Consider the following 12,873-nt stretch of genomic DNA (forward strand, 5'->3'; position numbering starts at 1 on the left):
TGGCTCTCATCTGCCTGCCCGTCCTCCGCAGCAGCTGCGCTGCAGCTGCGGAGGGTGGACCGGCATCTTTTCCCGTAAACTGGGAGAAGGGCGCTGTCCTCGACGCTGCTTCAGGAGACAATCCAGCACCAATGACCTATGCCGTGTCCGAAATACGCTCCGCCGGCAGACCGCGAAAGAAGCGGCTATCCCATGCCGCGATCGAGCCCTGGCTCTATCTCAGCCCGGCTATCGTGCTGCTGGTCGTCGTGCTCCTGGTGCCGCTGGTCATCGGTATCGGCTACTCGTTCCGCAAGTTCTCGGCATTCAAATCCGAATATGTCGGGCTTGGGCAGTATCAGGCGATGCTGTCGGATCCCGTGCTCGCGCAGGCGCTCGTCAACACGCTGTGGTGGACGGCAGCCAGCCTGTTCTTCCAGTTCTTCCTCGGCCTTGGCCTGGCGCTGCTGCTCGACACGCCGTTCCGGGGCAGAAAGATCGTGCAGGCGGTGGTGTTCCTGCCCTGGGCGGTGCCGTCCTTCCTGTCAGGCCTGACCTGGGCCTGGCTGTTCAATCCGATCATCGGGCCGCTGCCCCACTGGCTCTATGCATTGGGGCTGAAAGCCGAGCCGACCAACGTGCTCTCCGATCCCTCGACAGCCATGTGGGGGCCGATCGTCGCCAATGTCTGGTTCGGCATTCCCTTTTTTGCCATCACGCTTTTGGCGGCGTTGAAGTCGATACCCTCGGAATTGCATGAGGCGGCGGCGATCGACGGCGCCTCGCCGTGGCAGCGCTTCACCAAGGTGACGCTGCCGTTCCTGGCGCCGACCATCGTCATCACCGTCATGCTGCGCACGATATGGATCGCCACCTTCGCCGACCTGATCTTCGTCATGACCGAAGGCGGGCCTGCCGGTTCGACCGCCACAGTGCCGGTCTATATCTACGTCAGCGCGTTCAAGTCGCTGGACAAGGGCTATGCCTCCGCAGTGGCGGTGCTGCTGCTTGTGCTGCTCATCGTCTATGCGATTGCACTGATCGGCATCCGCCGCTCGCTGGTGAGGCACGTCTGATGATTGCAGGACGCTCCGTCTCCTCGCGCGTTCTCGGCGGCATCGGCCTTTACGGCGCCATCGGCGCCTATATGGCCTTCGCGCTGTTCCCGATCTTCTGGACGTTGAAGATCTCGGTCACGCCGGAGCGGCTGCTCTACTCCGAAGGCATCACTTTCTGGCCGTCGCAAACGACGCTGCAGAACTTCGTCACCGTGCTCGAAGCCACCGATTTCCCGCGCTACTTCCTGAACAGCGTTATCGTTTCGGTGTCGACGGCGGCCTTCGTAACGGTCATTGCCACGCTGGCCGGCTACGCCATGTCGCGATTTTCCTTCCGCGGCAAGGCGACCCTGGCCATCCTGCTTCTGCTCACCCAGACTTTTCCGCTGGTGATGGTCATTCCGCCGATCTATCGCATCATGGGGCAGATCGGTCTCATCAACAGCCTGACCGGGCTCGTCATCATCTACACCGCCTTCAATACGGCCTTTGCGACGTTCCTGATGCAGTCCTTCTTCGATGGCATTCCGCGGGACCTGGAAGAGGCGGCCATGATCGACGGCTGCACGCGCCTGCAGGCGATGCGCAAGGTGATCGTGCCGCTGACGCTGCCCGGCATGGGCGCGACGCTCGGCTTCGTCTTTACCGCCGCCTGGAGCGAGTTGCTGTTTGCGCTGATGCTGATTTCCAGCGACGACCAGAAGACCTTCGCGGTCGGCCTGCTCACCTATATAGGGAAATTCGCGGTCGACTGGGGGCAGATGATGGCCGCTTCCATCCTGGCGCTGATCCCGGTCTGCATGTTCTTTGCCTTCCTGCAACGCTACCTCGTCACCGGTCTTACGGCCGGTGCCGTCAAGGGATAGATCGATGGCCTCCGTCACACTCGACAAAGTCCGCAAAGACTATGGAGCCGTGCGCGTCCTGCACGCGGTCGATCTCGAAATCGCCGACGGCGAGTTCGTGGTCCTGGTCGGCCCGTCCGGCTGCGGGAAATCGACCCTGCTGCGCATGATCGCCGGGCTGGAGGAGGTCTCCGACGGCGAAATCCATATTGGCGAGCGCCTGGTCAACGACATCGCGCCAAAGGACCGCGACATTGCCATGGTATTCCAGTCCTACGCGCTCTATCCGCATATGGACGTGTCGAAGAACATGGGTTTCAGCCTGATGCTGAGGAAGGCCGGCAAGCCGGCGATCGATGCAAGGGTGGACGGTGCCGCCAAGCGGCTCGGGCTCGATGCGCTTCTGCAACGCTTGCCGCGGCAATTGTCCGGCGGCCAGCGTCAGCGCGTCGCCATGGGCCGGGCCATCGTCCGCGACCCGAAAGTCTTTCTCTTCGACGAGCCGCTTTCGAACCTCGATGCCAAGCTGCGCGTCCATATGCGTGCCGAGATCAAGGCGCTGCACCAGCAATTGAAGACCACTTCGGTCTATGTCACCCATGACCAGATCGAAGCAATGACAATGGCCGACCGTATCGTCGTCATGCATGACGGCCTCGTCCAGCAAGTCGGTGCGCCGCTCGATCTGTATGACCGGCCGGTCAACATGTTCGTCGCCGGGTTCATCGGCTCGCCCGGCATGAATTTCCTGCCTGCCGTGGTTGAAAAGACCGCCAAGTCGGATGCCGTACTGGCCGACGGCCAGAAGCTGCGGCTGCCGGACGGGTTGCCGCTCAGGGATGGCGATGCGATCACCGTCGGCTTACGGCCGGAGCATATCCGGCTTGCCGACAATGGCGCGCTGAAAGGCGAGGTGGGCGTAGTGGAGCCGCTCGGCCTGTCGACCCAGTTCTACACCAAGCTTGCCGGCCAGCAGGTGTGCGTCTTCGCCATGGGTCGGGCCAGTGTGAAACCGGGTGAGGCCGTGCGCCTGTCGGCCGACCCGGCGTCGCTGCATCTGTTCGATCCGGCAAGCGGTGATCGCATCGGCTAGTCCTGCATCCCCGAAACGAAAAACGCCGCCCGGAAGGCGGCGTTTCGGTACTGCGAGAGAAAACCGGATTACTTGATCTTGGTTTCCTTGAACTCGACGTGCTTCTTGGCGACCGGGTCGTATTTGCGGAACGACAGCTTGTCCGTCTTGGTGCGGCTGTTCTTGCTGGTCACGTAGAAGAAACCGGTGTCGGCGGTCGACAGAAGCTTGATCTTGATGTTTGCGGCTTTGGCCATGATGTTCGTCCGTTAAATGTTCGTGGAGTTTTGGCCGCTGGAGCACGGGGAAACACCCGGACGCGGGAAACTTGCCGCGACACATAAAGAACGCGCCCGGAAAGTCAACCCTTGTCCAGGTTCTGTGTCGTAAGCAGGCGAGTTGTCCGGATTAGGTAGCACGTGAGTTGTCCGGGTTTATTGCCGGCCGAGTGAGGCTGGGGATGAGGCTCCTGTGTGGCTTCGGCCGTCGTAAGCAGGCTCCGGGCGGCGTCTCAGTTTGAATGCTGGCTATGAGTATCGAGCGATGGACGGCTGATCGATCACCCAAAGCCAGTTCCCGTCACTTTGCCGGCGAGCGATTTCCGCAGTCACGGTGCCATCGGCAAGGCGCGTGGACGTAAGCCCCAAATCCCCGTTGATGATAGCCGGACGCTGATCTCCGAGATCAAACTTTCGTCCCGCTGCCACCAACTTGGCGTAAAATCGGCTGATGGCGTCTCTGCCGCAGGCCAACTGTCCGTTGCCGGTATCGAGGATGGCACCGGGTTCGTAAAGAGCAGCCATTCCTTCGGCGTCTCCCGCTTGCTCGCGAGAGACCAATAGCCGCGCCAGATCCTGGGGATCGCTTGCTGGTTTGCGATTTGCTTCATCATTCATTGGCAGGCTTCCTGACAGCCAAATTCAAACCGAGATACGACCGGGTTCCGCTCACTCCGCCGCGACGGTTTCCGGCTGCAACGCCTTCTTCCAATCTCCCGTCGTGTTCCACCAACGGTTCGGGTTGGCGCGGTCGTCGAGACCCTTGGAGCGGCTGGCAAGCAGTGGCTGAATACGGATCACCGGCTCCTGATAGCTGTGAACCTGGTAAATCGCTTCGACGACGCGAGCGGCGAGCTTCTGGTCGTCGGGCAGTTCGAACGACACCTCGACAGTCCCCGGCCGCCTGCGCAATTCCGTCTCGGCGCCGGCGGCGGCACCTTCCAGCGGCCGATAGCGCTCGATGCCGTCTGCCGACTGAAAGGCATTGCTGTCATATTTGCCCATTCTGAGCGGCGCGATCGCGACCACGGCCTCCATGATGCGGTCGACATCGGCGGCCGGTGCCTGAAAGGTCACCAGCAGCAGCAATTCCATCCGCAGCGATTTCGTCTCAAAGCCACTGTCGATCATCCGAGGTCTCCCTGCTTATGCACTTTGAGGGAGCATATACGCGAGCGCTCCTGACATGGTGGTGTCAGTAGTTAGTCAGCAGTGGGAGCAATGTCGGCAGCGGGCCCACTCAGAGGATTTTGCGGAGCAGCCTGGTGCCAACCAGCACGATATAGCAGGCGAAGAACAGGCCGAGCGCCCAACCGAAGCCCGACGGCCCGAAAGCATCCATGCCGATGCCGATTGCCTGCGGGCCAAGCACCATGCCGACACCGTAGCAAAGCACGAAGGCGGCGTTGGCGGAGGCCAGTTCGTGGCCGGAAAGCTGGGAACCGAGATGCGCCAGACCGATCGTGTACATGGCGGCGACCACGCCGCCCCAGACGAACAGAAGCGCTGCCATCAAGTGCCAATTCTGCGCGAAGAACGGCATAAAGACGGTGCCGACAAGCCCGACCGTGGCACAGGCCATCAGCAGATAGCGGCGGTCGCTGACGCGGTCGCTGATCATGCCGATCGGGATCTGCAACAGCACGTTGCCGAGCCCGATCATAGTGAGCAAAAGAGCTGCGTCGGCCTCGGAGTAGCCGATGCGGTTGCCGTAGACCGGGAACAGCGCAAAGCCGCCGGTCTCGACCGCACCGAACACCAGCACGGCCGCGGTCGCCGTCGGCACCAGCCAGATATAACGCAGGAAATTGCTGGTTTCGCCGTCGGCGACGATCGTCGGGCTCTCGTTGCGTGCTGCCAGAACCGGTATGGCAGCGAGCGTCACCAAAGCGATGGTGACGCCGAAGGGCAGGAAGCCGCTGCTGCCGAGATGAGCGAACAGCCATGGCCCGGCGGCAAAGCCGAGAGACAGCACGGTGGCATAGATGCCGAGGACCAGTCCGCGCCGGTGTGGCGGCGCCGAGGTGCTGATCCAGAATTCTGAGAGGATGAACAGCACCGTCAGCGCGACGTGCAGCAGGACGCGCAGCGGAAACCACATCCAGAAAGCTGGCGCGAAATGGAAACCGACAAAGGCCAGCGCCCCGGCGACGATCATGGCAAGCATCGTCCAGGCGACCCCGAACCGCATGGCAAGCGGGGTGGCGAGCGGCGCGCCGGCGATCGAGGCGAGGCCGGCGACCGCGGTATTGAGACCGATCATCGACGCCGAATGACCACGCGTTTCCAGGATGACGCTGAGCAGCGGCATGCCGAGGCCGATGGCGATGCCGACGACGCTGATCGAAGAGATCGCCGCGACCATCGGCAGCCAGTGTACGCGTTCCTCGCTCTGCGGCTGGGTATCGACTGTCATGGAATGCCTGGCTGCTCTAGAGAATTTCGCGGACGAAGCGATTGCGGACAAGCCGATAGAACGGCACGGGACCGCCGGGCCTCAGCAGCGGATCCTGGGCGAGCCGCGTTTCCAGCTCCTCCAGGACCGTGCGCGTGATGTCTGGAACGTCGGCTTGACTGGCCTTGGCCAGCGGCAGCCAAACGACGTCTTCCAACTCGTTGGTCGGACCGCCACCCGGCAGTTCCACGGCGACGTCGTCGCGCCATGCGGCGAGAAAGCGCGTATCGAAGCGGCGCACCCGGTTGGGCGGCGTGATGGCGCGTGCGACGAAGCGCAGCGCTTGCAGTGATGGAATAACACTGTGTTCGACAAAGCCCTGCCAGTCGCGCTTGGCGGTCGCGAAGGCGCCTTTTTGGCCAATCAGCAGCCCGGCCTCCTCATAGGTTTCGCGGATCGCCGACAAAGCAATGGCACGGGCGCGGGCAGCGCTGGTGCGGCCGATGCCCGCGGTCAATCTCGCTTCTTCGTCAGGGTGCAATGCAGTGGCTACGGGGATACGGCTGTCGGCCGGATCGGTGCGGCCACCGGGAAACACGAATTTTCCAGGCATGAAGGCGTGGCGGGCATGGCGACGGCCCATCAGCACCAGCAACTCACCGTCCTTGCGGTCGAGCAGGATCAGCGTCGCGGCGTCACGGGGGCGTATTGGCTGGCTGTCGAGCGCGATTGCGCTTCGCTCAACCTTGTCGACTTCCGCCTTGGTCATGCCGTCCATGCGCTCGACCTAGCGGAATCTTCTCTCATGCGAAAGTGGGCTTCATCCATAGCCGATTGCGCCAGTGATGGCTTCAAGCCTCGGGATGCGACTCGATCAGGTCTTCTTCGCCACCAAAGCCGTGCATATAAAATGCCCATTGCAGGCCGATGACAGCGCCCTTGACCGGCTGCAGCAGGACGACGGCTAGAATGATGGTCAATGGCACCCAGATTGCGATGTGCTGCCAGGTGGAGAGGGTCGAGGTCGCCTCGACACCCATGAAAGCGCCGAGCACGATGTGGCCGACGATGACCACCACAAGATAGGCCGGCAGATCGTCGGCGCGATGGTGATGGAGCTCGTCGTCGCAATGATCGCATTTGTCGACGGTCTTGACGAAGGCGCGAAACAGCTTTCCCTCGCCGCAATGCGGGCAGCGGCCAAGCATGCCGCGCTTCATTGCCGTCCATAGCGGCCGGGCGGTCCGGCCGGAGTGATGCTCGCCGCCGAAAACCAGTTCTTCCACCTGCAGTTCTTTTGGCATCACCGTCTCCTGCCGCGCGAGCCGGTACGCGATTGCGACGCCCGGGCGCGGCCTTTGGCCTTGTGGAACGACCGTTTGGAGCCGGGCAGCGGCTTTGGTTCGGTCAGCATCTCGAAACGCATCGCGCCGGCCATCGGCGCCACCTCGATCAGGCGAACCTCGACGCGGTCGGCAAGCTGATAGCCCTTGCCGGTGCGTTCTCCGAAAAGCGATCGGGCAGTTTCGTCGTATATATAGTAGTCGCCGCCCAGCGTTGAAACCGGAATGAAGCCATCCGCGCCGTACTGCGGCAATTGGACAAACAGTCCCGATTTGGTGACGCCCGAGATGCGGGCGTCGAAACGGTCGTCGATGCGCTCGGCGAGATAGGCGGCGATCAGCCGGTCGACCGTGTCTCTCTCGGCGGCCATCGCGCGGCGCTCGGTCGCCGAGATCAGTGCTGAGACCTCTTCCAGCCGTTCCGCCTCGTCCTGCGTCAGGCCGCCCGGACCAAGGCCGAGTGCGGCAATCAGCCCACGATGCACGATCAGGTCGGCATACCGGCGGATCGGCGAGGTGAAATGCGCGTAGCGCTTCAGGTTGAGGCCGAAATGGCCGATATTGGCAGGCGAATATTCGGCCTGGCTCTGCGAGCGCAGCACCACTTCGTTGACCAGTCCCTCATTGTCGGCGCCGCGCACGCGAGCGAGGATGCCGTTGAACTGGTTCGGCCGCATCTGCGCACCGCGCGCCAGCGACAGGCCGAGCGTCTGCAGGAATTCGCGCAGCGATTCCTGCTTGGCGAGCGAGGGCGCATCGTGGATGCGGTAGACCAGCGCCTGCCGCTTCGCCTCCAGCGTCTCGGCGGCGGCGACATTGGCCTGGATCATGAACTCTTCGATCAGCTTGTGCGCGTCGAGCCGCTCCGGCACGACGACCTTGTCGACGGTGCCGTCCTGCTTGAGCAGGATCTTGCGCTCCGGCAGATCGAGCTCGAGCGGCTGGCGCGTGTCGCGGCCGCGCTTCAGGATCGCGTAAGCGTCCCATAGCGGCCTCAGCACCGCATCGAGGATCGGGCCAGTCGTGTCGTCCGGTGCGCCGTCGATCGCCGCTTGCGCCTGCTGATACGCGAGTTTCGCCGCCGACTTCATCATGATGCGATGGAAGGAGTGCCTGAGTTTGTGGCCATCAGCCGAGAAAGTCATGCGCACCGCTATCGCCGGACGATCCTGGGCCTCGCGCAGCGAACAGAGGTCGTTCGAGATGCGCTCCGGCAGCATCGGCACGACACGATCGGGGAAATAGACCGAATTGCCGCGCTTCAGCGCTTCGCGGTCGAGCGCCGTGCCATAGCGCACATAGGCGGCGACATCGGCAATGGCGACGGTGACGATCACGCCGCCGGCGTTCGTCTCGTCGGTGTCGGGCATGGCGAACACCGCGTCGTCATGATCCTTGGCGTCGGCCGGATCGATGGTGAGCAGCGGCAGCTCGCGCCAATCCTCGCGGCCGGCAAGCGTCGCCGGCTTGACCGCCTCTGCCTCGGCGATGACGTCGGCGGGCAAAATATGCGGAATGTCGTGCGCGTGGATGGCGATCATCGAGACCGCCTTTTCGCTGGTCAAGGAGCCCAATACCGCCAGCACCTTGGCTCTCGGCAGCCCGTAACGGGAGGCCCGCGCCGGCTCGACCTCGACCAGGTCGCCATTCTTGGCGCCGTTCTGGAATTCCTTGTCGACGACCAGCTCCGGCTGGCGCCTTTCCACCGGCTCGATGCGGAACGTGCCGTCCTTCAGCACACGGAAAACGCCGAGAACCGCATCGGTGCGCTTCTCGAAGATCTTCATCACCCGGCCCGTATAGGCCGGGCCTGCCGGATCGTCGGTTGGAAAGGTCTTGGCCAAAACCCGGTCGCCGATGCCAGGCGTCGGGCCATTGCCGCCGCGCGACACGCGGATCGCTATGACCGGAGGTTCGCCATTGCCGATCGCTTCGGTCGGGTGCGCCAGCAGCACGCCGTCGGCGTCGCGGCTAAAGATGTCGAGCACCGCGACGTGGGGCAGGGCCCCGACGCGGGCAAGCCGCTTGCGCTCCTTGGTCAGCAGGCCTTCGTCCTGCAAATCGCGCAACATGTCCTTCAGCCAGATACGGTCTTCGCCGCGCAGCGCGAACGCCTTGGCGATGTCGCGTTTTCCGGCGCGGTCCGGATTTTCTGCGATGTAACGCAGTATCTCGTCACGCGAAGGCCGGTAATTGTCCCTGACCTTGGCACGGGTATCGGCGGTGCGCAGATCGCCGTGGCTTCTTCCGGAGACTTTGCGCGCCAACCCGTCCTATCCCTTTTTCCTGGCCGCCGGTTTTTTGGCCGCTGCCGCTTTCTTCACAGGCGCGGCCGCTTTGCGGAACGGCTTTCTGCCGCCATTGCCGCCCTTGGCTTCCTTTTCCGCAATCAGCGCCACCGCATCCTCGACCGTCACCGATTGCGGATCCTTGCCCTTCGGCAGCGTCGCGTTGACCTTGCCGAAATTCACATAAGGCCCGTATTTGCCGTCACGCACGACGATCTTGCCGCCGCCGGCAGGATGCTCGCCAAGCTCCTTCAGAGCAGCGGGCGTGCCCCCATTGCGGCCGCCCTTGCCTTTCAATTGCTTCTCGGCGATCACCGAGACGGCGCGATTGAGGCCGATCGAGAACACGTCCTCGATGCTGTCGAGATTGGCGTAGGTGCCGTCATGCAGCACGAACGGCCCGTAGCGCCCCAGCCCGGCCGAAATCATCTTGCCGGATTCCGGATGCTTGCCGACGTCGCGCGGCAGCGACAGCAGGGCGAGCGCCTTTTCGTGATCGATCGAATCGACAGTCCAGCCCTTGGGCAGGCTGGAGCGCTTGGCATCCTTGCCGTCGCCGCGCTGGATATAGGGGCCGAACCGGCCATTGCGCAGCGTGATCTCCTCGGCGGTATAGGGATCCTTGCCGAGCACCTTGGTGCCGTCTTCGCCGCTGCCGTTCTCGCCATTGGGATTGGCTGCGTCGCCGAGCTGGCGGGTGAAGGAGCATTCGGGATAGTTCGAGCAGCCGACGAAGGCGCCGAATTTGCCGAGCTTGAGCGACAGGTTGCCGGTGCCGCATTTCGGACATATGCGGGGGTTGGAGCCATCCTCGCGCGTGGGAAACACCAGCGGCGCCAGTTCCTCGTTCAACGCATCGAGGACGTCGGTGACGCGCAACTCCTTGATGTCGGCGACGGCGCCGGAAAAATCCTTCCAGAAATCGCGCAGCACATCCTTCCAGGCTAGCTTGCCGTCGGAGATTTCGTCGAGTTTCTCCTCGAGCGAAGCGGTGAAGTCGTACTCGACATAACGCTCGAAGAAGCTTTCGAGGAAAGCCGACAATAGCCGGCCCTTGGCCTGCGGCACCAGCTTGCGCTTGTCGATGGTGACGTAATCGCGATCCTCGAGCGTCTTCAGGATCGCCGTATAGGTCGACGGCCGGCCAATGCCCAGTTCTTCCAGCTTCTTGATCAGCGACGCCTCGGAATAGCGCGGCGGAGGCTCAGTGGTGTGCTGGGTGGCGTTGATCGCCTCGCGGGTGAGCTGCTCGCCGGCACGGATCTCGGGCAGGCGGCGGCTTTCCTCGTCTTCCGAATCTTCTTCCTTCTGCTCGATGTAAGCGGCTAGGAAGCCGTCGAAGCGAATGACCGAGCCGACAGCACGAAGCTCGGCGGTACGCGAACCGTTGATCGCCTCAATCTCGACCGTGGTGCGCTCGATCTCGGCCGGCTGCATCTGGCTGGCGATGGCGCGTTTCCAGATCATCTCGTAAAGCCGCGCCTGGTCGGCGTCGAGATACTGCCTGACGGAAGCCGGCGTGCGCATGAAATCGGTCGGACGGATCGCTTCGTGCGCCTCCTGGGCATTCTTGGCCTTGGCGGAATAGACGCGCGGCTTTTCAGGCAGGTATTTAGGGCCGAATTCCTTGGCAATCGCATCGCGTGCGGCAGAGATCGCCTCCGGCGCCATCTGCACGCCGTCGGTTCGCATATAGGTGATCAGGCCGGTGGTCTCGCCGCCGATCTCCATGCCCTCATAAAGCCGCTGCGCCACCTGCATGGTGCGGTTGGCCGAAAAGCCGAGACCCGATGAGGCTGCCTGCTGCAGCGTCGAGGTGGTGAAGGGCGGGCCGGGATTGCGCCTGGTCGGCTTGGCTTCGACCGACACTGCCTTGAAGCTGGCGCCTTCGAGCATCGCTTTGATGTCGTCGGCCTGCGCCTTGTTGGAAATGTCGAGCTTTTGCAGCTTCTTGCGCTCGAAGGCGGTCAGCCGCGCCTCGAAATTTTCCTTGCGCGGCGTGCCGAGGATGGCGGCGACCTGCCAGTATTCCTCGCGAATGAAGCGCTCGATCTCGGATTCGCGGTCGCAGACCAGACGCAGTGCCACCGACTGGACGCGGCCGGCCGAGCGGGCGCCGGGCAGCTTGCGCCACAGCACCGGCGACAGCGTGAAGCCGACCAGATAGTCGAGCGCGCGGCGGGCGAGATAGGCATCGACCAGCGGCGCATCGATCTGGCGCGGATTGGCCATCGCCTCCAGCACCGACGCCTTGGTGATGGCATTGAAGACGACGCGGCTGACCGGCTTGTCCTTCAACGCGCGCTTCTGTTTCAGCACTTCCAGGACATGCCAGGAGATCGCTTCGCCCTCACGGTCCGGATCGGTGGCGAGGATCAGCCCGTCGGCGTCCTTGACTGCCTTGGCGATATCGGCGAGACGCTTTCCAGACGCGGTGTCGACGGCCCAGGACATGGCAAAGTCCTCATCCGGGCGCACCGAGCCATCCTTGGCCGGTAGATCGCGGACATGGCCGAACGAGGCCAGAACCTTGTAGTTCTTGCCCAGGTACTTGTTAATTGTCTTCGCCTTGGCCGGCGATTCGACGACGACGACGTCCATACGGTCTCATATCAGTTGTGATGCGGCAGAAGAATTCCGCTGCGCGCGACGAAATCTCATTCAATGTGTCGCTCACATGGCCGCGCTTTTGCATCCGGTCAAGGCCAAGCAGTCAAAATGCGGCCCTGCACCGAATGCGCAACCCAACGGCGCGCCTTGCGATTTCCGCAATCCTGGACAAGGGAAATGGGCAGCCTATCGCTGGACAAACCCGGCAATTGATCCTGGAGAACGGGACAAACTCTCCCGCGGATATAAGAGAAACATCGAGCACGCGCCAGCCCTGCTTGAACAGACGCTGTGAACTGCGCAATATGCAGCCCGGCATTTGCTCAGACAGTCGCACGGAATTGCTGTGCTGAAAAGCTGGCCGCCGGGGTGGTTGGGTCAACGTCCCGGCGACCAGCCGTATTACCGCCTGTTACAGCGGGTCAGAGGCTCAAGGCTCAGTCGGCTTTGGCGATATGCCAGACGCCGCCGACGCCCTCGCCGGTGACATCGCCGGCCTTCTTGTCCTTGATGAACGTGTAGAGCGGCTTGCCTTCATAGGCCCACATCCTGGTGCCGTCGGTGCGGTCGACGATCGTCCATTCGCCCTCGGCCTTGGCGTTGGCGTCAGCTTTCAGTGGCGGCCAATTGGCGGCGCATTTGTCGTAGCAATTCGACTTGCCGGCCTCGTCCTTGTCATAGGTGTAGAGCGTCATGCCGCCGGCGTCGGTGTAGATCTTGGTGCCGCCGACTTCTGCTTCCTTCCACGCCTCGGCGGCGTAGGACACGACGGTGCCGAGCAAAAGCGCGGCCATGCCGATTGCGATCGTTTTCATGGACTTCTCCTTGGATGATTCGAAAAAGCGCGCGGAACAACGCGCTTCGTTTGATCAACGCTGCCTGGCGGCCCTTTCTTCCCGGGCTGTTTTCCATAGATCCAGGCGAGGGCGACGACTTGCTGGGGCCACGCGATGGTGATTGGCGGATGGCCGTTGTCGCGGCTATATGGCTGCGCAGTCATCGGGA

13 protein-coding genes are annotated in these 12,873 nt (G+C 62.8%); 4 read left to right on the forward strand and 9 right to left on the reverse strand.

The annotated features are described in order from the left end of the window. Positions 1–131 precede the first annotated feature (131 nt). From NKH89_RS01580 to NKH89_RS01590, 3 genes are read left to right on the forward strand one after another with little or no spacing between them, the layout of a single operon-like run. Entirely contained in the window at positions 132–1,055 is a 924-nt protein-coding gene (locus tag NKH89_RS01580) for a carbohydrate ABC transporter permease (RefSeq protein WP_352814544.1), read from the forward strand. Next, positions 1,055–1,903, forward strand: a complete 849-nt coding sequence (locus tag NKH89_RS01585; RefSeq protein ID WP_023720109.1) for a carbohydrate ABC transporter permease — start codon at positions 1,055–1,057, stop codon at positions 1,901–1,903. Before NKH89_RS01580 ends, NKH89_RS01585 begins: the two co-directional genes overlap by 1 nt. A gap of 4 nt (positions 1,904–1,907) precedes the next feature. Beyond that, positions 1,908–2,975: an ABC transporter ATP-binding protein gene (locus tag NKH89_RS01590; RefSeq protein WP_352587004.1), complete on the forward strand. Its 1,068-nt coding sequence runs from the start codon at positions 1,908–1,910 to the stop codon at positions 2,973–2,975. A 68-nt stretch (positions 2,976–3,043) separates the two neighbouring features. Here NKH89_RS01590 and rpmG read toward each other — a convergent pair whose 3' ends face one another. The 8 genes from rpmG to topA all read right to left on the reverse strand — a co-directional run bounded on the left by rpmG (position 3,044) and on the right by topA (position 11,859). Continuing rightward, positions 3,044–3,211 carry a 50S ribosomal protein L33 gene (gene rpmG / locus NKH89_RS01595; RefSeq protein ID WP_006201775.1) on the reverse strand — a complete coding sequence of 56 codons (168 nt, stop codon included), beginning with the start codon at positions 3,209–3,211 and terminating at the stop codon, positions 3,044–3,046. Between the two features lie 270 nt (positions 3,212–3,481). Then, entirely contained in the window at positions 3,482–3,850 is a 369-nt protein-coding gene (locus tag NKH89_RS01600; protein ID WP_352844179.1) for a YybH family protein, read from the reverse strand. 51 nt (positions 3,851–3,901) lie between these two features. Then, positions 3,902–4,363, reverse strand: coding sequence for a YqfO family protein (locus NKH89_RS01605; protein WP_352530866.1), 462 nt, complete (start codon positions 4,361–4,363; stop codon positions 3,902–3,904). A gap of 109 nt (positions 4,364–4,472) precedes the next feature. Then, positions 4,473–5,648, reverse strand: coding sequence for an MFS transporter (locus NKH89_RS01610; RefSeq protein ID WP_023720106.1), 1,176 nt, complete (start codon positions 5,646–5,648; stop codon positions 4,473–4,475). 16 nt (positions 5,649–5,664) lie between these two features. After that, entirely contained in the window at positions 5,665–6,405 is a 741-nt protein-coding gene (locus NKH89_RS01615) for an NUDIX hydrolase (protein WP_023720105.1), read from the reverse strand. Between the two features lie 73 nt (positions 6,406–6,478). Beyond that, positions 6,479–6,931, reverse strand: a complete 453-nt coding sequence (locus NKH89_RS01620; RefSeq protein WP_031194322.1) for a DUF983 domain-containing protein — start codon at positions 6,929–6,931, stop codon at positions 6,479–6,481. Next, complete coding sequence (gene rnr, locus NKH89_RS01625; protein ID WP_023720103.1) at positions 6,931–9,237, reverse strand: ribonuclease R; 2,307 nt, start codon at positions 9,235–9,237, stop codon at positions 6,931–6,933. Before rnr ends, NKH89_RS01620 begins: the two co-directional genes overlap by 1 nt. Before the next feature lie 6 nt (positions 9,238–9,243). Next, positions 9,244–11,859: a type I DNA topoisomerase gene (gene topA / locus NKH89_RS01630; protein ID WP_352642684.1), complete on the reverse strand. Its 2,616-nt coding sequence runs from the start codon at positions 11,857–11,859 to the stop codon at positions 9,244–9,246. Positions 11,860–11,935: 76 nt separating this feature from the next. On the opposite strand from topA, the gene NKH89_RS01635 reads away from it, so the two are divergent. Continuing rightward, on the forward strand, positions 11,936–12,163 hold the full coding sequence (locus tag NKH89_RS01635; RefSeq protein WP_023720101.1) for a hypothetical protein: 228 nt from the start codon (positions 11,936–11,938) through the stop codon (positions 12,161–12,163). A gap of 142 nt (positions 12,164–12,305) precedes the next feature. On the opposite strand, the gene NKH89_RS01640 is transcribed toward NKH89_RS01635, so the two are convergent. Further along, positions 12,306–12,683 (reverse strand): COG4315 family predicted lipoprotein, encoded by a 378-nt coding sequence (locus NKH89_RS01640; RefSeq protein ID WP_352482202.1) that lies wholly within the window; start codon positions 12,681–12,683, stop codon positions 12,306–12,308. Between the last annotated feature and the right edge of the window lie 190 nt (positions 12,684–12,873).

This window comes from Mesorhizobium sp. M0923, assembly GCF_040319365.1.
Lineage (GTDB): Bacteria > Pseudomonadota > Alphaproteobacteria > Rhizobiales > Rhizobiaceae > Mesorhizobium.

Excerpts from the sequence above, each read along its gene's own strand:
- NKH89_RS01580 (WP_352814544.1), top strand. The coding sequence starts at position 132 with ATGACCTATGCCGTGTCCGAAATACGCTCCGCCGGCAGACCGCGAAAG.
- NKH89_RS01585 (WP_023720109.1), top strand. The coding sequence starts at position 1,055 with ATGATTGCAGGACGCTCCGTCTCCTCGCGCGTTCTCGGCGGCATCGGC.
- NKH89_RS01590 (WP_352587004.1), top strand. The coding sequence starts at position 1,908 with ATGGCCTCCGTCACACTCGACAAAGTCCGCAAAGACTATGGAGCCGTG.
- rpmG (WP_006201775.1), bottom strand. The coding sequence starts at position 3,211 with ATGGCCAAAGCCGCAAACATCAAGATCAAGCTTCTGTCGACCGCCGAC.
- NKH89_RS01600 (WP_352844179.1), bottom strand. The coding sequence starts at position 3,850 with ATGAATGATGAAGCAAATCGCAAACCAGCAAGCGATCCCCAGGATCTG.
- NKH89_RS01605 (WP_352530866.1), bottom strand. The coding sequence starts at position 4,363 with ATGATCGACAGTGGCTTTGAGACGAAATCGCTGCGGATGGAATTGCTG.
- NKH89_RS01610 (WP_023720106.1), bottom strand. The coding sequence starts at position 5,648 with ATGACAGTCGATACCCAGCCGCAGAGCGAGGAACGCGTACACTGGCTG.
- NKH89_RS01615 (WP_023720105.1), bottom strand. The coding sequence starts at position 6,405 with ATGGACGGCATGACCAAGGCGGAAGTCGACAAGGTTGAGCGAAGCGCA.
- NKH89_RS01620 (WP_031194322.1), bottom strand. The coding sequence starts at position 6,931 with ATGCCAAAAGAACTGCAGGTGGAAGAACTGGTTTTCGGCGGCGAGCAT.
- topA (WP_352642684.1), bottom strand. The coding sequence starts at position 11,859 with ATGGACGTCGTCGTCGTCGAATCGCCGGCCAAGGCGAAGACAATTAAC.
- NKH89_RS01635 (WP_023720101.1), top strand. The coding sequence starts at position 11,936 with ATGGCCGCGCTTTTGCATCCGGTCAAGGCCAAGCAGTCAAAATGCGGC.
- NKH89_RS01640 (WP_352482202.1), bottom strand. The coding sequence starts at position 12,683 with ATGAAAACGATCGCAATCGGCATGGCCGCGCTTTTGCTCGGCACCGTC.